Here is a 21830-nt window from a genome sequence, read left to right as displayed (position 1 = left end):
CTGGAGTTGCCGGATGCGGGCACGACTCGCGCCGCAGGGGCCCGACCATCTGGACGACTGCCCGGCGTGCCGTCGACACGCAAAACTGCGCGCTTCACATCGATGGTTCGTATGAGAGGAAAGCGTGGCCGCTCATGTAGAGAAAATAGTGGCTTTACATCAAAGGCTTGCGAAATCCTGTTCACTTTTTGACGCTTGTACGTTTTTTGTGTGCGCTGATGCAAAAGTGAACAAGCGATCCTTCCTGATGCGCGAGAACACCACGCTCCCGAGGTCGAAACAGCACCTTCTCGACGAAGCCTGCCCTGCGTTCGGCCGCGCAACCCGGCGCTTCGATGCGCGGCCCGTGCGCGTGCCGACGCCGCGCGCCCGCGCCGTCACGGCAAGCGGAAAGTGTCAAAGAACGTATCGCGCTCGATCACCGTGAGCGCCGCGCGCTTGTGCGGGAAATCGAATTCCTTCAGCGTGTAGAACCCGAGCCGGTGCATGTACGCGATGTGCCGCACGTGATCGACGCGCGGCTCGCCGACGAGCCGCTGCGTGCGCGGTTCGTCGACGAACATGTAGTGCAGCACCCCGCTCCACCACGCATGCAGCTTGCCGGCGCTCTGGAAGCGCGAGTCGCCGATCAGCAGGTGCAAGCCGCGGTCGTAGTCGTGCGCGTCGTAGAACGGCGCGAGGCGGTCCTCCTTCGCCCAGTAGAACTCGAAATAGCCGAACGGCGTATCGTCGAAATAACCGATCATCGGGTGCATGTGCGGATCGGCGAGCCGCTCGGCAAGGTAGGCCGCGTGCTCGTCGCGCGTGCCGCGCTGGTCCCAGAAATGCGCGACCCGATCGAGGTTCATCCAGCCGCTGAACAGGTCCGCATGCGCGTCGACGTCGACGGTGCGCAGGCTGAAGGTCATCCCGACCTGCGGCATGTAGCGCGCATAGATCTCGCCGGCCGGCGACGGCGGGCGCACCGGATGCCGGTGGCCGTTCGTGATCGCGTAGCGCAGCGGCATCCCGCCCGACGCGGGCGCCTTCAGCCACGGCCGCGGGTTCTGCCAGAACGTCGTGCGCGACACGGTGAGCCGCAGCGTGTCGCCCACAACCTGCGCGCCGTCGATTACGCCCTCGCGCACCGCGCGCGCGACGTACGACTCGACGGCTGCCGCCTCCGCGCCGGCGAGCGGCACCGAGATCGTCGCGATGTCGTACCGCGTGTCGGTGTTGAACAGCGCGACGAACGCCGCGAGCAGCTCGTCCGGCGCACCGTCGGGCCGCCAGGCGTCGAGCGTGTGCTCGACGACCACCACGGCCTGCCCCTGCGCGGCGCCGTCGAGCGCGGCAGCCACCTCGCCTGCGACGGCGTCGGCGGCACCGGCCGGTTTCGTCAGCGTGTCTTCCATCACAGTACTCCCGCGTCGTGGCGGTCGGCGAGGACATGCAGCCCCCGCTCGAGCGCCGGGAACAGGCTGCGCTGGAAGTTGTTCCAGCGCAGTTCGAGAATCGTGTCGTCCGGCGCGATCGGCGTGTCGAGCACGTCGCAGATCACCTCGCCGGAATCGATGCCGTTGTCGACGTAGTGAAACGACGCGCCCGTCATCGTCACGGGCTCGACGGACGACGTCGTGCCGCTCGCCCAGTCGACCCGTTCGCCGCGCGCGCCGTGCAGCGCATCGAGCGTCGCCCACGCGCCGCGCCGCTGGTACGGCGAATCGTCGGCCGTGATGCCGGGGTGGATGTTCGCGATGCGCCGGTGAAAGCGCGCGCCCGGCCGCACGAGCTCGTCGAGAATCACGAGCAGCCCGTCGAGCACGACGACGTCGGCGTCGAGTTCGAGCAGGCGCTCGAGCAGGCGGCGCTCGAACGCCTGTTTGCCGGCCACGCGCTCGCTCGCGTCGCGCGGCAGCCGCCGGTACGTCGACGGAATCGCGCTGAACAGCGCGTCGACCGGCGTGCCCTGCACCGTCAACCCCTCCGGCAGGATCCACGGGCGGCCCGGCGTGCGCGCGAAGCCGTAGTCGGCCACTTTCGCGCGGTCGGCCGGCGAGCCTTCGTCGTCGTCGACGATCACGCCCTTGAGCGTGTAGCGCTCGCCGAGCGGCGAATCGTTCAGGCGTTCGACGAGGAATTCGAGCGGCGCCTTCATGTAGCGCGTGCCGCCCCGATAAGCGACCGGCTGGCCGGCGCGATCGGCCGCGCCGTTGCGCAGCGACTGGATGTAGACGAGATTTTTTTTCGGCATGGATGCGTCGAGGAAAAGCGGACGAAGGCGCCGCGGCCCGCCCGCGCCGGCCGCGAAGGCCGGCCGGCGGGCCGCGGCGCGCAACGTCACCAGTTGTATTTCGCGGTCGCGATCACCGTGCGGTCGGTTCCGAACACGCAGACGTTGTACGACTGGCAACCGCTGATGTAATGGCGGTTGAACAGGTTCGTCCCGTTCACGGCGAAGCGCCAGTTACGCACGTCGTAATGCAGCCCCGCGTCGAACAGCGTGACGCTCGACACCGTCAGCGAGTTGTCCGCCGCACCGGCCGACGCGCTCTGGTAGCGGATGCCGCCGCCGAGGCCGAAGCCCGCGAGCGGCCCCGTGTGCCACGTCCAGTCGGTCCACAGCGACGCCATCTGGCGCGGCCGCGGAATGTCGACCGGCCAGTTGTTCAGCGACACGTCGTTGGCCTGCACGTTCTTCACGTCCTGGTAGACGTATGACGCGATCACCGACAGATTCGACGTGACCTTGCCGGTCGCGCTCAGCTCGATCCCGCGCGAACGCACTTCGCCCGTCTGTACCGACTTCGTGCCGGTCGGGTCCTGGCTCGGCAACGCCGACGTGAGCACGTTGGTCTGGTTGATCTGGTAGATCGCCGCGTTCAGCATCAGGTTCTTGCCGGGCGGTTGCCAGCGCAGGCCGGCCTCGATCTGCTTGCCGCGCGTCGGCTGCGGCAGCCCGCCGCCGAGCAGGTTCACGCCGATCAGCGGGTTGAACGACGTCGCGTAGCTGACGTACGGCGACAGCCCGTAATCGCCCTGGTACGTGAGGCCGACGCGGCCGGTAAACGCCGTGACGTCCGCCTTCGTCGACGTGCCGCCCGCGCGGTCGTCCATCCGCATGTTGACCCAGTCCTCGCGGCCGCCGAGCGTCAGCGTCCAGCGGTTCCACTTGATCTGGTCCTGCGCGTACAGGCCGAACGTGTTCATCGTCGTGTACGTGTTCGTACGGAACGTGGTGTCCGGATTCGAGAACACCGACAGCGTGACCGGCGTGTAGACCGGGTTGTAGATGTTCAGCGGCGACGCGGCGGCGAGCCATTCGCTGTCGGTCGCGGTCTGGCGGTTGTACTGGAAGCCGAGCAGCAGCGTGTGCTGGAGCGGGCCCGTTGCAAACCGGCCTTCCAGGTTGTTGTCGATGTCGAAGCGGCTGTAGTTCATCTGGAACACGCCGGCCCAGCGCGACACGTCGGTCGTGCTGCCGTCGACGAAGCCGTTGCCGAACACCGAGCCGTTGTCGAGCGACAGGTGCATCAGCCGCGTGTTCTGGCGGAACGTCCACGCCGGCGTCAGGTTTCGTTCGAACTGGTAGCCGACCGACCACTGCTTCTTGCGGTAGTAGTTGAAGTTCGGGTCGCCTTCGTAGACGTCCTTGTTGATTTGCCCGCTCGGGTTCGGCAGCACCGTGCCCACCGCCGGGACGAAGTTCGACGAGATGTCGCCCCAGTCCTGCAGGTACGTCGCGGACAGCGTCAGCGACGTATCCGCGTCCGGGCGCCAGCGAAACGACGGCGCGAGCGCGACGCGCTGGTCGTTGTTCGGACCGGTCAGCGCGTTGCCGTCGCGTGCGACGCCGACGAACCGGTACGCGTACTTGCCGTCCGGGTCGAGCTTGTCGCCGACGTCGATCATGAACTGCTTGCGCGCGTAGTTGCCGATTTGCACCCCGGCCTCGCGCACGCGCTCGCCGTCGGCGAGCTTGGTCTGCACGTCGATGATCGCGCCCGGGTCGCCCGCGCCGTACAGCACCGAGGTCGGCCCGCGCAGCACGCTGATGCTGTCGATCATGTACGGATCGACACGCCAGCTGGCGAGGTTGATTGTGTTCGGCACCTGCAGGCCGTTCACGTAGGCCGTCGGCGTAAAGCCGCGCAGCGCCGCATACCAGTCCGAACGGTTGTCCGAACCGTACGACGAGAAGCCCGGCACGTAGCGCAGCGCCGCGTTCACGTCGGTCGCGCCGGTCATCTCGATCTGCTGCGCGGTGACGACGTTGATCGTCTGCGGGATCTCGTTGATCGGCGTGTCGGTCTTGGTACCGGACCGGCTGCGCTTCGCGACGAGCCCGACCGTGCCGTCGCCGGCCGAGGCCGCGTTGACGGTGATCGCCGGCAGCGTGCCGTTCTGCGCGCTGGTCGACGAACCGGCCGCCGCGCCGTTCTGTGCACTGCTGGCCGACGCCGCGACGCCCGCGTTCACGGCCGGCGCCGTCTGGGCGTATGCGTGCCCTGCCGCCGCCGTACCGAACGCCACGCTCGCCGCGGCTGCGATCGCACGCAAACGCGTGCCTGTTGCCCACTCCATCTTTCTCTGCTCCACTTTTTTCATGCGGTCTCCGACCGCGCCTTTGTCAAAGAGCGAAAGCCATCCGGCCCGCGCTCACCCCGTTTTCCGGTCGTTTTTCGTGCATTGCCCGGGCCGCGCCTTCGTCATGGCCGGGCGCGATCCCGTCTTCGAGCGACGCGCAGATTTCGTCCGCGCGGCGCGCCAGTACCGACAGCAGCGTGTCGGACAATCCGTGGCTGTCTTCGCAGCAGCCTTGCAGGTAGATGCGCGGCGCGAAGTCCGCGGGCGTCGCGAGCAGGTAATCGCGCGTGACGTCGCCGCGCGTGAGCGCATCGCCGAGGTGCGGCGCCAGCCCTTCGAGCAAGGCCGAGTGCGTGTCGCGGCGGTAGCCGGTCGCGAGCACCAGCGCGTCGAAGCGCTCGACGCGGGTGGCGCCGCTCAACCGGTCGCGCAGCGTCAGCTCGATGCGGCCGTCGGCCGTGCGCACCGCGGCCTCGATCGCGCTGTTCGCAAGCAATGCATGGCGCGGCGTGCCGTCGATGCGCTGCAGGTACAGCATTTCGTAGATCTGCTCGATCAGCGGCCGGTCGACCACCGCGTAGTTGGTGTCGCGGTAGCGCTCGAGCAATGCGCGGCGCGCGTCGTGCGGCTGCGCATAGACGACGTCGGTGAACTCGGGACTGAAGATCTCGTTGACGAACGGGCTGTCGTCGGCCGGCTTCAGCGCGCCGGCACGCATCACGAGGCTCGCGTCGACATGCGGGAAGCGGCGCGCGAGGTCGATGAACACCTCGGCCGCGCTCTGCCCCGCGCCGATCACCGCGACGCGGCGGCGCTCGCCGTCGGGCGATGCGACGAGTCGGTCGATGTCGGTCAGGTACGACGACGAATGGATCACGCGGTCGCGGCCGAGCGCGGCGAACGCGTCCGGAATCGCGGGCGTGCCGCCGACGCCGACCGACAGCGCGCGCGTGACGCGCTGGCGCTCGTGGCCCGCCGCGTCGCGCGACAGCACGCGCAGCGCGTCGATCTTCGCGCCGTCGCCACGTACCGGCTCGATCGCCAGCACGGTCTCGCTGTAGTGCACGCGGTCGTCGAATGCGTCGGCGACCCAGCTCAGGTAGTCGTGGAATTCGACGCGGGTCGGATAGAAGTTCTTCAGGTTGACGAATTCGTTCAGCCGGCCGCGCTCGAACAGGTAGTTGATGAACGTGTAGCGGCTTTTCGGATCGCGCATCGTGACGAGATCCTTCAGAAACGAAATCTGCATCCGGCAGTCGTCGAGCAGCATCCCGCGATGCCAGCCGAATTCCGGCTGGCGCTCGACGAAGCAATGGGCGAACGTGCGCGCGCCGCTGCGCTCCGCGAGGCGCACGGCCAGCGCCAGATTCGACGGCCCGAAGCCGACGCCGATCAGGTCGAATACGGTTTCTCTCTGCATGTCTCAGCTCCCTTGTCGGTGAATCCGGCCCGTCAGACGTGACGGCCGGAGAAGAACGTCTCGCGCAGCGTGCGCATCCACAGCGGCTGCGCGTCGGCCAGCGCGAGACGGCGCTGCCGCGCGAAGCCATGCCGCGCGAGATGGTCGGCAACCCGCGCGTGGCCGGCCGGAACGGCACAGCCGACCGCTTCGGTACGCGGGTCGTCGAGAAACAGGTAATGCACGACGGACGGCAACCAGCCGGCCACGCAATGCGGGCCGCGCCAGCGCGACTCGCCGACCAGCATCCGCAGCCCGCGGTCGTAGTCGCGCGCCGCGACGTGCGGCGCGAGCGCGTCCTCCTTCAGCCAGAACGCTTCGAAATACGCGAACGGCTCGCCGTCGAAACAGCCGACGAGCGGCGTCACGTGCGGATCGGCGTCGAGGGCGGCGCCTCGCGCGCCGTCCGTGCCGCGCGGCGCGGGGTGCGCACCCGGCCAGCCGTCGCGCACGCGCGGTTCGTCGAACCAGCGCGCGAGCCGTTCGGTGTCCTCCGCCGGCTGCCAGCCGCGCAGCGTGAAGCGCACGCCGAGCGCCGGCAGGTCGCGCGCGTAGACGTCGCCGCGCGGCGCGGGCGGCCGGCGCGGGTGGCGCCGGCCGTCGGTGAGCATCGGCAGCGTCGCGCACGGCAGATGCGGGCCGACGAGCCACAGGTCGGCCTGTTGCGCCCAGCCGTCACGCACGCAGCGGCCGCCGTCGGCGAGCACGCCGCTCGCGCGCAGCGCATCGAGCGCGACCGCCGGCCATGCGGCCGGGTCGAGCCGGATCGCCGCATGGCGCGCGCTGTCCGAAAACGCCGCGGCCAGCGCCGCCAGCAGCGCGCGCCGCTGGTCGGCCGGCGCCGCGCGATGGTTGTATGCGACGAGGCGCAGCGCACCGTCGTCGCCGAGTTGCGCGCGCAGCAGCTGCGCGCCGATGCCGTCGCCCTGCGCGACACGGATCTCCGTGCCGTCGCGCAGCGCGAACAGGCCGTCCGCGAATGCGAGGCGGTACGTATCGAGCATCGTGAATCCGTCCGGACGCACTTCAGCCAGCATGGCGCGCCTCCTGTGCTGTTTCCGCACGCGCATCCAGCCGTGCACCGAGGGCTGCGAGCGTCGGCGACGCGAACACGTCGGCGACCGTCAGCGCGTGACCGGCACGGCCGGCCGCGTCGACGAAGCGCACGACGTCGAACGACGTCGCGCCGGCTTCGAACAGGTCCGCATCGGGCTCGGGTGCGGCGGTCGCGAACGTGTCGGACCACAAGGCCGCCAGCACCGCCGCCGCATGCGACGACGGCGCGTGGCCCCGTGCTGCCGCGTGTGCATGCGCGCCGAACGCGGCGTCGCGTGCGTCCGGCACGCCGAGCGCCGCTTCCGACGCACCGGCGAAGCGGGCAACTTCATCGTGATAGACATCGACGAGCGCATCGACGAAACCGCGGTCGAGCAGTTCGTCCGCATACGAGAACGCAGCGCTGACGCGCCCGTCCGGATGCTCGACGACGTCCAGCTCCAGCGTGAACACGACGCGATGGCGCACATCGTCGAATTCGGCGAGCGACAGACCGGCCCAGTCGCGCGCGGCCGCGCCGGTCGGACGCAGGTAGTTGAACATCACCTGGAACAGCGGATTGGCCTGCGCGGCACGCGGTGCGCGCAGCGCGGCGACGACGTCGGCAAACGGCACGTCGGCATGCGCATACGCGGCGAGCGCCGTATCGCGCACCTGCGCGAGCACGTCCGCGCGGCGGTCTGCCGGGTCGATCCGCGTGCGCACGACGACCGAGTTGATGAAGAGACCGAGCGCGTCGCGGGCCGCATCGCCGGTGAGCGCGCGCGTCGACGCCAGCACGCCGACCGGCTGGTCGGCCGCGCCCGTCACGCGGAACAGCGCGGTATTGAGCGCCGCGTGCAGCAGCATCGGCAACGTGGCGTGCGCGGCCGATGCGGCGTCGCGTGCGGCGCGGATCAGGTGCGCATCGAATTCGAATGCGAGACGGGCCGCTCGCCATTGCGGATAGGCCGGCGCGTCCGCACGCTGCGGCAGCACGCGCGACGGCAGATCGGCCAGCGCATCCTGCCAATACGCGACGCGGGCAGGATGGCACGGCGCGGGCAGCACGAGCGGCGCGGCCGGCTGGATCGCGTCCAGCGCCGGCCGCGCGTCGCCGTGCACCCGAGCGACATAACGCGTGCGCACCGCATCGAGCCACAGCTCGATCGATTCGCCATCCGACACGATGTGATGGATCGTCACCGACAGCACGTGGTCGTCCGTGTCGAGCCGCAGCACGCGGGCACGCCACAGCGGCGCATCGGCCGCAAGGTCGAACGGCGCGAGGGCATCCTCGTCGGTCAGTGCGGCGGCTCGGGCAAGCGCATCGGCCTGGGCCGACAGGTCGATCACGGGCAGTTCGACGTCAACATCCGCGTCGATCCGCTGGCCCGGCAGCGCGCCGTTGCGCGCCACGAGCCGCGCGCGCAATGCCGGATGAACGGCCGCGGCATCCGCGAACGCCGCGCGCAGCGCATCGACGTCGAGCGGGCCGCGCACGCGCAGCGCAACAGGAATGTTGTACGCGGCACTGTCCGGCTGCGCGCGCCACAGGAACCACAGGCCGAGCTGCGCGGGCGACAGCGGCCACACGCCATGCGCGTCGGGCTTGGCCACCGCGACGCCCGGCGCGGCGGCGCCGGCATGCGCGGCGCGCGGTGCATCGGCCACCTGCCGCGCGTACTGTGCGAGCACGGGCGCCTCGAACAGCGCGCGTACCGGCACGTCGCGGCCGAGCCGTTCCGCCACGCGTGTCGCGACCCGCACGGCCGCGAGCGAATGGCCGCCGAGATCGAAGAAGTGATCGCCGCGGCCGACGCGCTCGAGATTCAGCACGTCGCACCAGATCGCCGCGAGCGCGGTTTCGTCGCCGTCGCGCGGCGCCTCGTACGCGCGTTCGACGCGCACCGGCGCCGGCAGCCGCGCACGGTCGACCTTGCTGTTCGCGTTGCGCGGCAGCGCGTCGAGCACGATCAGTTGCGCGGGCACCATGTAATCGGGCAGCGTGCGGCGCAGGTGCGCATCGAGCGTCGCGGCTTCGACCGGCTGCGCGGCGGCCCGCGCATCGGCGGTCAGCTCGACATACGCGACGAGCTGCGCGAGCGCACCCTGCCCGTGCACGACCGCGCACGCTTCGCGCACCGCATCGTGCGCGGCCAGCTGCGCCTCGATTTCGCCGAGTTCGATGCGCAGCCCGCGCAGCTTCACCTGGTGGTCGACGCGGCCGATGAAGTCGAATACGCCGTCCGCGCGGCGGCGCACGAGGTCGCCGGTGCGGTACAGCCGCGCGCCCGCCGCGCCGTACGGGTCGGGCACGAAGCGCTCCGCCGTCAGTGCCGGACGGTCGAGATAGCCGCGCGCGACGCCGATCCCCTCGCCACCCAGATACAGTTCGCCGATCACGCCGACCGGCAGCGGATGCAGCCGCGCGTCGAGCACATGCGCGGTGCGCGCGCCGACCAGCGTGCCGATCGGCAGGTACGCGGCGTCGCCGAGCTTCGCCAGATCGTCGCCGGGCCGGAACATCCACAGCGTCGGCGTGATGACCGTCTCGGTCGGGCCGTAGCCGTTGACCACGCGCACGTTCGGCAGCGCACGGCGCAGCATCGCGAACGCTTCGCGCGACGTCGCCTCGCCGCCGACGGTCAGCGAACGCAGCGTCGGCGGCGCACCGTGCTGGAGCGCCCATTCGGCGAGTTGCGCGGCGCAGCCCGGCGGCACATAGGTCATCGTCACGCCGTCGCGCACCATCATCGCGCAGGTCTGCGCGGGCGGCCACAGAACGTCGGCCGTCACCGACACGGCGGCGCCCGACATGTATTGCGAAAACCAGCCTTCATGCGCGCCGTCGAAGTTGACCGACTGGAACAGCAGGAACACGTCGTGCTCGCCCGCGCCGTAGCGCTCGGCGATCGCCGCGCAATGCAGCGCGAACGATGCATGGTCGACGATCACGCCCTTCGGCTTGCCGGTCGAGCCCGACGTGTAGATCGCATAGGCCGCGTGGCCCGGCAGCACGTCCGGCAGCACGACGTGCCCGGCCTCGTCGAGCGCATCGATCGCATCGGCGCGCCAGACGCGCAGCGCCGGCAGTTCGGGCAGCGACGCGGCGCTCGCGCCGTCGGTCAGCACGTGCGCGATGTTCGCGTCGCCGACGATCTGCGCGAGCCGTTCGCGCGGATGCGCGGGATCGAGCGGCACGAACGCGGCGCCCGACTTCAGCACCGCGATCAGCGCGACGAGCAGGTCGACCGAGCGCTGCAGCGCGACGCCGACGCGCATCTCGGGCCGGACGCCGGCCGCGACCAGATGGCGGGCGAGGCGCGCCGCGCGTGCATCGACTTCGCCGCGCGTTAGCGCGCGGTCGATATCGGCGACACCGCGCGCGTGCGGCCGCGCTTGCGCATGCGCGGCGATACGCGCATGCACGGGCACGAACGGTTCGGCATCGGTCGCGCCGGCCGGCGCGTTCCATGCAAAGAGCTGGGCACGCTCGTCGGCGGGCAGCCAGTCGAGATCGCCGACCGGCCTGTCGGGGCGTGCGAGCGCATCGGTCAGCAACGTGACGAATCGCGCGGCCAGCCGCGCGATCGCGTCCGCGTCGAACAGGTCGAGCGCGTAGATGAAAGCGGCGTCGAACGTGCCGTCGGGCGTCGCCTCGACGGACAGCGTCAGGTCGAATTTCGCGGACGGCGTGCCGGACGGCAGCAACGCGGCCGACGCCGCGCCGAGCGCCGGCAGCGCGCGCCGCTCGCCATACGCGGCCATGACCTGGAACAGCGGATGATGGCTCGCGCTGCGCGGCACGCCGAGCGCGTCGACCACCTGCTCGAACGGCACGTCCTGGTGCATCTGCGCGTCGACGAGCGCGCGCTGCGTGCGTGCGACCAGCGACGAGAAATCGCCGTGCGCGGGCACGTCGACGTCGATCGCCAGCGTGTTGACGAAGAAGCCGATCAGGCCGGCGACTTCCGCGCGTTCGCGGTTCGCGGCCGGCACGCCGACGCAGATCCGCGCGTCGCCGGTCGCGCGTGCGAGCAGTGCATCGAGCGCGGCCAGCAGCACGGCGAACGGCGTCGCGCCCGATGCGGCCGCAAACGCGCGCAGTTGCGCGCCGACGCGCGCGTCGAGCGAAAACACATGACGCGCGCCGCGTGCGCTGCGGCGCGCCGGCCGCGCGGCCGCGCCCGGCAGCGTCAGCACGCCGCGCTGCGGGTCGAGGCGATCGCGCCAGAACGCGAGCTGACGGTCGCGCTCGCCGGCATCGAGCCAGCGGCGCTGCCACAGCGCGTAGTCGGCGTACTGGATCGGCAGCGGCGCGAGCGGCACCGGCCGGTCGGACGCATACGCACGATAGAACGCCGCGAGTTCGTCGAGCATCACGCCGGACGACCAGCCGTCCGACACGATGTGATGGACCGTCAGCGCGAGCCAGTGATGCGTCGCGTCGAAGCGCACCAGGTGCGCGCGCACGAGCGGCGCCGTGCCGAGATCGAACGGCTCGGCTTCGTCGGCCGTCGCGACGGCCTCCGCGCGCGCCGCGCGCTGCGCGGCCGGCAACGCTTCCAGGTCGGTCTCGCGCCACGGGCAGCGCAGCGGCGCGTGGATCGTTTGCGCGACACCGTCCTGCGCTTCGTCGAAGGTCGTGCGCAGCGCTTCATGACGTGCGATCAGCGCATCGCACGCGAGACGCAGCGCATGCACGTCGAGCGGGCCCGTCAGCGCGAGGCGCTCGGTGATGTGATACGCGTCGGGCGCGTCGATCAGCCGCGCGTGCAACCACAGCCGCGTCTGTGCAAACGAAGCCGGCACGCGCTCGCTGCGCGGCGCGCGCGGCGGAATCGGCAGCACGCGGAAGTCGATGCCGGCCGCGCCGAGCTTGTCGATGAAGACCGCGCGCTGCGCGTCGGGCAGTTGCGCGAAACGCGTCGCGAGCGCGAGCCAGTCGGGTTGAGCCTTCGTCATCCGTCGTCCTTATTGGGTTTCCAGTTCGCCGAGCAGCGCGTCGATCGCGCTCGCCGCATCGGTCTCGCCGCGCGCCGCGCAGGCCGCGTCGATCGCTTCCGCGCAGCGCGCCAGCGTGCGCGTGTCGAACAGCGTGCGCAGCGGTAGCGCAAGACCCCAGTGCAGGTTGGCCTGCGCGTGGGCCTGCGTCGCGAGCAGCGAGTGGCCGCCGAGCAGGAAGAAATCGCCGTCGCGGCCGATCGCGTCCACGTGCAGCACGCGCTGCCAGATTGCCGCGAGCGCGCGTTCGGTGTCGGTCGCGAGTTCGACGGCTTCTGCCGTGTCGCGCACCGGCGCGGGCAGCGCATGACGGTCGCACTTGCCGTTCGGCGTGACGGGCAACGCGTCGAGCTCGATCAGTTGCGACGGCACCATGTACGCCGGCAGTTGCGCGCGCAGTGCGTCGAGCAGCGCCGCGCGGTCGAGCGGGCCCGCATCGCCGCGGGCCACGTAGCCGATCAATTGCTCGTCGCGCACGATCACGACCGCATCGTTCACGCCGGGCGCCGCGCGCAGCAGCGCTTCGATCTCGCCCGGCTCGATCCGCTGGCCGCGCAGCTTCACCTGCGTGTCGACGCGGCCAAGGTAGTCGAGCGCGCCGTCGGCGCGCCGGCGCGCGAGGTCGCCGGTGCGGTACATGCGCGCGCCCGGCACGAACGGATCGGGCACGAAGCGCTCGGCGGTCAGCGCCGGGCGGCCGAGATAACCGCGCGCGAGACCGGCGCCCGCCAGGTACAGTTCGCCGGTCGCGCCGGCCGGTACCGGCTGCCACGCGGCGTCCAGCACGTGCAACTGCAGGTTCGCGATCGGATGACCGATCGGCACCGCGACCGCATTCGCGTCGTCGGGGCCGCAAGTCCAGTGCGACACGTCGATCGCGGCTTCGGTCGGTCCGTACAGGTTCACGAGCGTGGCATTCGGCAGCAGCCGCGCCATCTTCGCGACGAGTTCGGGCGCGAGCGCTTCGCCGCTCGCGACGATCAGGCGCACGCTGTCGCATTGCGCGGCGGCCGAGAAGTCGTCGAGATGAGCGGCGAACGCGGCCAGCATCGACGGCACGAAATGCAGCACCGTCACGCCGTGCGCGTGGATCGCGGCCGCGAGACGCGCCGGGTCGCGATGGTCGCCCGGCGCGGCGATCGCGAGCTTCGCGCCGATCGCCAGCGGCCACACGAATTCCCAGACCGACACGTCGAAACCGAACGGCGTCTTGTGCAGCACGACGTCGTCGCGCGTCAGCCGGTACGCGTGCTGCATCCACGCAATCCGGTTCGCGAGTGCGCCGTGCGTGTTGCCGGCGCCCTTCGGCTTGCCGGTCGAGCCGGACGTATAGATCAGGTAGGCGAGCCGTGCGTCGTCGATCGCGGCGGTGCCGCTTGCGGGCGCGCCGTCCGCTTCGTCCGCCGCATCCGCAAGCAGGTCCGCCACCGTCAGCAACTGCGTGTCGGCGCCTTCACCCAGCGCGGCCTCGACCTGCTCGCGCAGATGGGCCTGTGTGATTGCGACGGCCGGCCGCGCGTCGCGCAGCAGGTACGCGATGCGCTCGGCCGGATAGTCGGGGTCGACCGGCAGGTACGCGGCGCCGGCCTTCAGCACGCCGACGAGCGCCATCACCATGTCGAACGAACGCTCGACGCACAGCGCGACCGGCGTGTCGGGCCGCACACCGCGCCGGCGCAGCGCGGCCGCGATGCGCGAGGTTGCCACGTCGAGCTCGCGATAGGTCGCACGATGCACGCCGCCATGAACGTCGGCGTATTCGAGTGCAATCGCGTCCGGCGTCGCCCGCGCCGCCTCGGCGAATTGCAGGTGCAGCGGCTGCCGTTGCGCGATCGGCCACGCATGCGCGGTGTCTTGCGCATGCGCCAGTGCGTCGCGGGTGGCGGCGTCGGCGATCGACAGCGTGCCGAGCAGCGCGTCAGGCGTACGGGCCAGTGCATCGAGCGCACATGCGAACGCACGATGCCAGGTCTCGACCTGACGCGCATCGACACGTGCGGTATCGTAACCGTAGTCGATCGTCAGTTCGGCGCCGCTTTCGATCACGAGCGTCAGCGCGAAATCGGTTGCCTCGATGCTGCGCACGCCGCTCAATGCCAGCGCGCGCGGATCGGCGTCGCGCGCCGTGTCGTCGACCGGGTAGTTTTCGAACACGACCAGCGTATCGAACAGTGCGCCGCCCGCCCCGCGCGCCCAGCGCTGGATGTCGGCCAGCGGCGTGTGGGCATGTTCGGCGGCGGCCGCGTTCTCGCGCTGCAGCGCCTGCAGCCAGTCGGCCGCGCGTTGCTGCGGCGCCGGTGCGGTGATGACCGGCAGCGTGTTGATGAACAGACCGAGCACCGAGTCGACGTCCGCGAGCGCGTCGGGACGGCCCGCGACGGTCGCACCGAACGCGACGGCCGGCTGATGCGTCATCCGCTGCAGCGCGAGCGCCCAGGCGCCCTGCACCAGCGTGTTGACGGTCAGCTTCAGCGCACGCGCCGTCTGCGCGACGCGCGCCAGCGCGTGCGCATCGAGCGTCGCACGCCACGTGACCATCTCGGCCTCGGCGCGGTCGGCCGACCGGTCGGCAATCAGCGTCGGTGCATCCAGGCGGGCAAGACGCCCGGTCCAGAAACGCTCGTCGGCGTCGCGGTCGCGCGTGCCGAGCCATGCGATGAAGTCACGGTAGCGCAGCGCCGGACGACTTGCGAACGGCGACACGGCATCCGGGTCGCGATAGTCGCGCAGCACATCCGCGAGCAGGCGCGCCGTGCTCCAGCCGTCGAGCAGCACATGGTGACGCGTCCACACGACGCGCCATGCGTCGTCCGACACGCGAATCAGCGTCAGCCGCATCAGCGGCGGCTCGCGCCAGTCGAAGCCGCGCGTGCGGTCGGCCGCGAGCCAGGCGTCGAAATCGGCGTCGAGCGTGTCGCCGCGCTCGCGCCAGTCTATCTGCTCGACCGGGATCCGCGCATGGCGGTGCACGCACTGCAGCGGCGCGGCTTCGTCCGGCATCACGCTCGTGCGCAGAATGTCGTGACGCGCGATCGACGCGTCGAACGCCGCCGCGAGCCGGTCGGCGTCGAGCGCGGTCGCGGTCGCGACGAGCTGGTTCACGTAGCTCGCGTGGCCCGGTGCGAACAGCGCGTGGAACAGGATGCCCTGCTGCATCGGCGACAGCGGATACACGTCGTCGATCGCGCGCCAGTCGAGCGGCGTGCGTTCGATCGCGGCCTGCGTGAGCCCGGCGGCCTGCGCGAGCGGGAAATCGCCCGGCGTCGCGCCGGCGCCGCGATGCGCGATGCGCGACGCGCACGCGTCGACGAGTTCGCGCAGCGCCGACGCGAAGCGTTCGGCCAACGCGTCGATCGTCGCGCGCTCGAACTGCGGCGCACCGTAGACCCAGTGCACCTTGAGCGTACGCGCGCCGTCGCGGTCCGTATCGAGGTATGCGTGGATCGCGAGCGTGTTGCCGAGCGGCCCCCGCGGATCGCGCTCGACGCCGGTGCCGCCGAAGCGCGGTACGAGCGTGGCATCGCGCGGCGCGTCGAACTGGCCGAGATAGTTGAACGTGACGCGCGGGCGCGGCACGGCGGCCAGCGCCGCGCGCGTCGCCGCATCGCCGTAGTGCGCGAGCACGCCGAAGCCGAGCCCCTTGTGCGGCACCGCGCGCAGCGTGTCCTTGACCGCGCACAGCGTGTCGCGCGCGGTCGCCGCGACCGGCAGCGTCACCGGGTAATGGCTCGTCAGCCAGCCGATCGTCCGGCTCGCGTCCGCCTCGTCGAACAGCGCTTCCCGGCCGTGTCCTTCCAGTTCGACGCGGCACGCAGCGGCGTCGCGCGCGCCGGCCAGCGCCAGCGCGAGCGCCGCGCCCAGCAGTTCGATCGTCTGCGTGCGATAGGCGGCATGCGCGTCGGTCAACGCGGCGCGGGTCAATGCCGCGTCGATCGTCTGTACGACGACGGCCGCATCGGCGTTCGTGGCCGTTGCGTCCGGATGATCGGGGACGACGTCGTCGCCCTGCGCCATACCGGCCCAGTATGCGGCCTCCGCCGTGAACGGCGAGCCCGGTTCCGTCGCGGCACGCGCGAGCCGCGCGGCCCATGCGTCTGCGCGCAGGCCCGGCTGCGACAGGCGGACCGGCGTGCGTTCGCATGCGGCGCGGTAGGCCGTGTCGAGGTCGTCGAGCAGGATGCGCCACGACACGCCGTCGACGATCACGTGGTGAATCGCCAGATACAGCTGCGTCGAGCCGTCCGGCAGGCGCGCCGCGCATGCACAGGCGAGCGGCCCGCGGCCGAGGTCGAGACGGCGCTGCAGCGCGTCGAAGCGTGCGAGCCCGTCGGCTGCGTCGCGTGCGGCGACTTCGACGAACGGCAATGCGTCGTACGGCTTGGCTGCCTCGCTTGCGCGCCAGACGCCGTCCGCGCCGCGCGCGAAGCGCTGGCGGAACACGTCGTGATGCGTCAGCAGCGCGTCGAATGCGCGCGCGAATGCGTCGGCGTCGAATGCACCGCGCACGTCGAACGCAACCGACTGGTTCCAGTGGCCCGGATGCGGAACGTCGAGCGCGAAGAAGCGCTGCTGTGCGGGCGTCAGGACCGATGCGGCCACCGGCGTCGCGGCAGCGCTCGCGGGCTGGACGGCGGCGGCCGCGTCGTCGGTCTTCGCGATGCGCGCGAGTTCGGCCACCGTCGGGCCGTCGAACAACTGCTTCGGCGTGAAGCGCACACCGCGCTTGCGTGCACGGGCGATCACCTGCAGCACGAGGATCGAATCGCCGCCGAGTTCGAAGAAATTGTCGTCGCGGCCGACCTTCGGCGCTTTCAGCACGGCCTGCCAGACGTCGGCGAGCACGGTTTCGACCGCACCGCGCGGCGCATCGCCGGACGCAACCGCAACCGGCGCGGCAGCCAGCTCGCGCAATGCCGCGCGATCGATCTTGCCGTTCGCCGTCACCGGCAGGCGAGCCAGTGCGACGAACTGCGCGGGCACCATGTAGTCGGGCAGCTTCGCGGCAAGTGCCGCGCGCACGGCGGCTTCGTCGAAGGCCGCGTCGTCGCGCATCACGACGAACGTCACGAGCCGCAGGCGGCCGTCGTGCTCGATCGCGAGCGTTTCGGCCTGCGCGACCGGCGCGGCCGCGCGCACGGCCGCACTCACCTCGCCCGGCTCGACGCGATAGCCGCGGATCTTCACCTGGTCGTCGATACGGCCGAGGAACGCGAGACGGCCATCCGTGCGCAGTCGCACGCGGTCGCCCGTGCGATACAGCCGCGCACCGGGCGTGAACGGATCGGGCACGAAACGCTCGGCGGTTTGCGCCGGGCGCCCGAGGTAACCGCGCGCGACGCCCGGCCCGCCCAGATACAGCTCGCCCGTCGCGCCGGCGGGCACGCAGGCGCCGAACGCGTCGAGCACGAGCGCGCGCGCATTCGGCAGCGGCAGCCCGAGCGGCACGCCGCTCGCGGGGTCGCGCGCATCGGCGGCGATCGACGCGGTATCGCACGCGATCGCGCCGACTGTCGCTTCGGTCGGCCCGTAATGGTTGATCACGCGGCAGGCCGGCGCGAGCGCGGCCAGGCGCGCGACGAGCGCCCACGTGAGCGTCTCGCCGCCCGTCACGAGCGCGTGGCGCGGCAGCACGTCGGCCGGCACGCGCGCGTCGAGCAGCGCCTGCAGGTGGCTCGGCACGATCTTCAGCACGCCGACTTCACGGCGGCGCATTTCGTCCGCGAACTGGTCCGGATCGAACGCGCAGGCGGCCGGCAGCAGATGCAGCGTGCGGCCGGCGCACAGCGCGCCGAACAGCGTCGTATGGCCGAGGTCGGCCGCGACGGTCGACACCATCGCGAACGAGGCGTCGGGTGCGAACGCGAGTTCATCGAGCATCCCCTGCACGTAGTCGGCCAGTGCGCCGTGCGACACGACGACGCCCTTCGGCGTGCCGGTCGAGCCCGACGTGTAGATCAGGTACGCGCCCTGCTCCGGATGCGGCGCGACGCGCACGCCGGCCGCGTGGGCGAGCGTCGTATCCTGCGCGAGCGTGTCGACGTCGAGCGGCTGCGTATCGATGCCGGCCGGCCACGCGGCCGTGTCCGCCACGAGCGCCCAGCGTGCGCCGCAGTCGGCCGCCGCGGCACCGAGTCGTGCGGCCGGCTGCGCGGGATCGAGCAGCACGGCGAGCGCGCCGGCCTTCAGCGCGCCCAGCAGACCGACGACGAAACGTGCCGATCGCTCGATGCAGACGATCACGGACGCCTCGGCGGCCACGCCGCGCTGCACCAGTGCGCGTGCGACGCGGTTCGACGCGTCGTCGAGCTCGGCGAACGTCAGCGAGGTCGATGCGTCGGACAGCGCGACGCGATGCGGGTAGGCCGCCGCCTGCCGCGCAAACGCGGCGACGACGTCGGCATGCTCGATGCGCAGTGCGCGCCCGTCGCGCGGCTGGCGCGAGCTTGCCGACGCGTCGCACGGCAGTACGGCCGTCGGGTGTTGCGGGTCGTGCGCGGCCGCGCCGACGAGCGCCGCATAGCTGTCGAGCCAGGCACGCGCGGTGTCCGCGTCGATGCAGTCGGTCGCGTACGCGGCGACCAGTTCGATCCCGTTCGCGTCGTCGGTGAAATCCACCGCGAAATCGAAGCGCGCGGCGAGATCGGGCCCCGGCGTCGCGACTGCCGTGGCGCCCGGCAGCACGCTGTCGTGCCGCGCATCGAACTGTTGCGCGAACTTCACCCGCAGCCATTCGTCGCCGCGCTTGACCGGCGGCTTCACCGCATCGACGACGCGCTCGAACGGCACGTCCTGGTGCGCGACCGCATCGAGCGCCGCCGTGCACGCCGCGTCGACGAGCGCGCGGAACGGCAGCGTGGGCGCCACTTGCACGCGCAGCGCGACGGTATTCAGGAACAGGCCCAGCAGCGCGCGCGTTTCGGGGCGCTGGCGATGCGCGACCGGCACCGCGACGACGACATCCGTTGCGCCGGTCAGGCGCGACAGCCATGCGTCGAGCGCGGCGAGCAGCACCGTGAAGACGGTCGCCTGCGCGTCGCGTGCGAGTTGCCGCACGTCTGCCGCGACCGCGTCGGGCAGGCGCACCGACACGCGCGCACCCTGCAGCGTGCGCACGGCGCCCGGCTGGCGGTCGACCGGCAGCACGAGCGGGCCCGGCACGTCGCGCAATGCGCCGCGCCAGTAGTCGAGCTGGCGCTCGCCCTCGCCGCCGGCCAGCATGTCGCGCTGCCAGTCCGCGTAGTCGGCGTACTGGATCGGCAGCTCGGGCAGCGACGGCTCGCGGCCCTCGGCGTACGCGCGGTACGCGGCCGACAGTTCGTCGAACGCGCAGCGCGAGCTCCAGCCGTCGGTGATCGCGTGATGCGCGGTCAACAGCAGGCGGTGACGATCGTCGGCGAGCGCGATGAGCGTCGCGCGCAGCAGCGGGCCGCGCGCGAGGTCGAACGGCTCGGCCGCGTCGCGCTCGGCGAGGCGCGCGGCTTGTGCGTCGCGGGCGGCGGGCGGCTGGTCGCGCAGGTCGATATCGGCGATCGGCACCGGCAGATGCGCATGAATCCGCTGCATCACGATGCCGTCGTCGTTGTCGACGAGCGTCGTGCGCCACGCCTCATGACGCCCGATCACGTGATCGAGCGCGCGCTGCAGCGCGTCGCGCGCGAGTGCACCGTCGATCGTCCAGTGCGCGGCGATGTGATACGCGGCGCTCGCGTCACGCGTTTGCGCGAGCACCCAGAAGCGCTGCTGCGCAAGCGAGGCCGCACGGTCGACATGCGGCGCGCCCGATGCCGCCGGATCGGCCGCGGCGCGACGGGCGGAAATCGCGGCCAGCGGCTCGCCGGTCTCGCGCTCCGCCCGATCGACCGTCCCGGCCAGTTCGGCCAGCGCCGGATCGGCGAACAGCGTGTCGAGCCGCAGGTTCACGCGCAGGGTCGCCCGAATCGCGGCCTGCAGCTGCATCGCGGCGAGCGAATCGGCGCCCAGCGCGAAGAACCGGTCGTCACGCGACGGGATGACGTCAAGGCCCAGCAGCGTCTGCCACAGATCGGCCAGTTGTCGTTCGGTCGGCGTACGCGGCGTATCGCCCGCACCTTGCGTCGTGTCGCGCGCGGCGGCAATCCGTTCGCGCAGCGCGGCACGGTCGATCTTGCCGTTCAACGTATACGGCAACGCATCGACCCGCACGAAGCGGTGCGGTTGCCACGCGGCCGGCAATTGCGCGGCCACGTGCGCTTTCAGCGCCGCATCGTCGGCCGCCGCGCGCAGCGCGACGCACGCGATCAGCCGCGTCGGTCCGTTGCCGGTTTCGGCGACCACGGCCGCGTCGGCCACGGCCGGGTGCGAGCGCAGGCACGCGGCGATTTCCGCCGGCTCCACGCGCACGCCGCGCACCTGGACCTGATCGTCGAGGCGGCCGAGATAATCGAATGCGCCGTCGTCGCGCAGCCGCGCGAGGTCGCCGGTGCGGTAGACGCGCGCGCCGGGTTCACCCTGCGCATCGGGAATGAAACGTTCGGCCGTCAAGGCCGGGCGACCGTGATAACCGCGGGCGACGCAGACGCCGCCGAGCAGCAACTCGCCCACGCCATCGGCCGCGGCGCCGTCGACGCGCGCGACGCGCGGGCCGATCACGCGGCCGATCGGCAGCGATGCATACGCGTCGTCGGCCGCCAGCACGGGCGTCTCGCCCGGCTCGACCGGCCACAGCATCGGCGAGATCACCGCCTCGGTCGGCCCGTAGCCGTTGATCAGTCGTACCGACGGAAATGTGCCGCGTACGAACTCGAATGCCTGTTGCGGCAGCGCTTCACCGCCGAACGCGAGCACGCGCAGCGCCGGCGGCACGCCGTCGCGCGCGGCGACGGCCGCGAATTCGCGCAGGTAGGCAGGCGGGAACGCGGCGACGTTGACCGACTCGCGCACGAGCAGCGCATGCGCGGCGTCCGGCGCGAACGGCTGCGGCGGCGCCACGACGATGCCGGCGCCGACGGCGAGCGGCGCGAGCCAGCATTCGTGCGCGGCGTCGAAATTGACCGATGCGAAATGCAGCAGGCGGTCGCCGGCCTCGATCGGCAGCGCGGCCGCGAGCGCGGCGCAATGCGCGGCGAGCGGCCCGTGCTCGACGACGACCGCCTTCGGCGTGCCGGTCGAGCCCGACGTATAGATCATGTAGGCGGCCGAACGCGGGTGAACCGGCACGGCTTCGTCGCCGGCGACGAGATCCTGCTCGCCCGATGCCGCCGCCGGATCAAACGCATGTTCGAACGGCGTGCCGAGCGCCGCGCGGCCGGCCGCGTCGACGATGCCGTGCCGCAGTTGCGCATCCTGGACGATCCAGTCGAGGCGCGCGGCGGGATGGCGCGGATCGAGCGGCACGAACACGCCGCCCGCCTTCAGCACGGCCAGCAGCGCCACGAACAGTTCGCACGAACGCTCGACGCAGACGCCGACCCGCACTTCCGCGCCGACGCCGGCCGCGCGCAGTTGCCGGGCCAGGTGCGATGCCCGCGCGTCGAGCGCGCCGCGCGACAGGCGCAGGTCATTCTGGAAAGGGACCGCGATCGCGGGTGCGTCGGGCGCGATGCGCGCCAGTTCGCGGATTCGGTGATGCAGCGCAGTCGGGAAACTCGTCATGTGCGTGAAATCCTTCGGTCCGGCCGCTTCGGCCAAGTCTCGGGGCCGCTTGGGGCGGCTTCACTGGTGTGACGAACGACGCGGCCGATTTTTTACCGTTTTGCACGCAAAGTGCGTGCGGCCGCATTTTTTT

Annotated in this window: 7 protein-coding genes; all 7 read right to left on the bottom strand. The window is 71.4% G+C overall.

What is annotated here, in order from left to right:
- Positions 1–377: 377 nt before the first annotated feature.
- A complete protein-coding gene (locus tag VXM69_RS28015) occupies positions 378–1394 on the bottom strand; it encodes a GNAT family N-acetyltransferase (RefSeq protein WP_367189574.1) in 1017 nt (338 codons plus the stop codon).
- On the bottom strand, positions 1394–2233 hold the full coding sequence (locus VXM69_RS28010) for a formyltransferase family protein (protein ID WP_367189572.1): 840 nt from the start codon (positions 2231–2233) through the stop codon (positions 1394–1396). The genes VXM69_RS28015 and VXM69_RS28010 overlap by 1 nt, the downstream gene beginning before the upstream one ends.
- Positions 2234–2319: 86 nt before the next feature.
- A complete protein-coding gene (locus tag VXM69_RS28005) occupies positions 2320–4587 on the bottom strand; it encodes a TonB-dependent siderophore receptor (protein WP_367189571.1) in 2268 nt (755 codons plus the stop codon).
- 22 nt (positions 4588–4609) lie between these two features.
- The gene (locus VXM69_RS28000) at positions 4610–5986 is read right to left on the bottom strand and encodes a lysine N(6)-hydroxylase/L-ornithine N(5)-oxygenase family protein (protein WP_124669085.1); all 1377 of its coding nucleotides are present in this window, start codon (positions 5984–5986) and stop codon (positions 4610–4612) included.
- Between the two features lie 32 nt (positions 5987–6018).
- Entirely contained in the window at positions 6019–7062 is a 1044-nt protein-coding gene (locus tag VXM69_RS27995; RefSeq protein WP_034186918.1) for a GNAT family N-acetyltransferase, read from the bottom strand.
- Positions 7052–12028, bottom strand: a complete 4977-nt coding sequence (locus VXM69_RS27990) for an amino acid adenylation domain-containing protein (protein ID WP_367189570.1) — start codon at positions 12026–12028, stop codon at positions 7052–7054. The genes VXM69_RS27995 and VXM69_RS27990 overlap by 11 nt, the downstream gene beginning before the upstream one ends.
- A gap of 9 nt (positions 12029–12037) precedes the next feature.
- Positions 12038–21697 carry an amino acid adenylation domain-containing protein gene (locus tag VXM69_RS27985; protein WP_367189568.1) on the bottom strand — a complete coding sequence of 3220 codons (9660 nt, stop codon included), beginning with the start codon at positions 21695–21697 and terminating at the stop codon, positions 12038–12040.
- Positions 21698–21830 lie beyond the last annotated feature (133 nt).

It is taken from the genome of Burkholderia sp. Ed8 (assembly GCF_040761425.1).
Lineage (GTDB): Bacteria > Pseudomonadota > Gammaproteobacteria > Burkholderiales > Burkholderiaceae > Burkholderia > Burkholderia seminalis.
The sequence above is the reverse complement of the archived record's forward strand: the minus strand, read 5'-3'. Positions and strand labels throughout refer to the sequence as shown.

What these genes read in the sequence shown, in the direction of transcription:
- VXM69_RS27985 (WP_367189568.1), bottom strand. Translation starts at nt 21,697, where the DNA reads ATGACGAGTTTCCCGACTGCGCTGCATCACCGAATCCGCGAACTGGCG.
- VXM69_RS28010 (WP_367189572.1), bottom strand. Translation starts at nt 2,233, where the DNA reads ATGCCGAAAAAAAATCTCGTCTACATCCAGTCGCTGCGCAACGGCGCG.
- VXM69_RS28000 (WP_124669085.1), bottom strand. Translation starts at nt 5,986, where the DNA reads ATGCAGAGAGAAACCGTATTCGACCTGATCGGCGTCGGCTTCGGGCCG.
- VXM69_RS28015 (WP_367189574.1), bottom strand. Translation starts at nt 1,394, where the DNA reads ATGGAAGACACGCTGACGAAACCGGCCGGTGCCGCCGACGCCGTCGCA.
- VXM69_RS27990 (WP_367189570.1), bottom strand. Translation starts at nt 12,028, where the DNA reads ATGACGAAGGCTCAACCCGACTGGCTCGCGCTCGCGACGCGTTTCGCG.
- VXM69_RS28005 (WP_367189571.1), bottom strand. Translation starts at nt 4,587, where the DNA reads ATGAAAAAAGTGGAGCAGAGAAAGATGGAGTGGGCAACAGGCACGCGT.
- VXM69_RS27995 (WP_034186918.1), bottom strand. Translation starts at nt 7,062, where the DNA reads ATGCTGGCTGAAGTGCGTCCGGACGGATTCACGATGCTCGATACGTAC.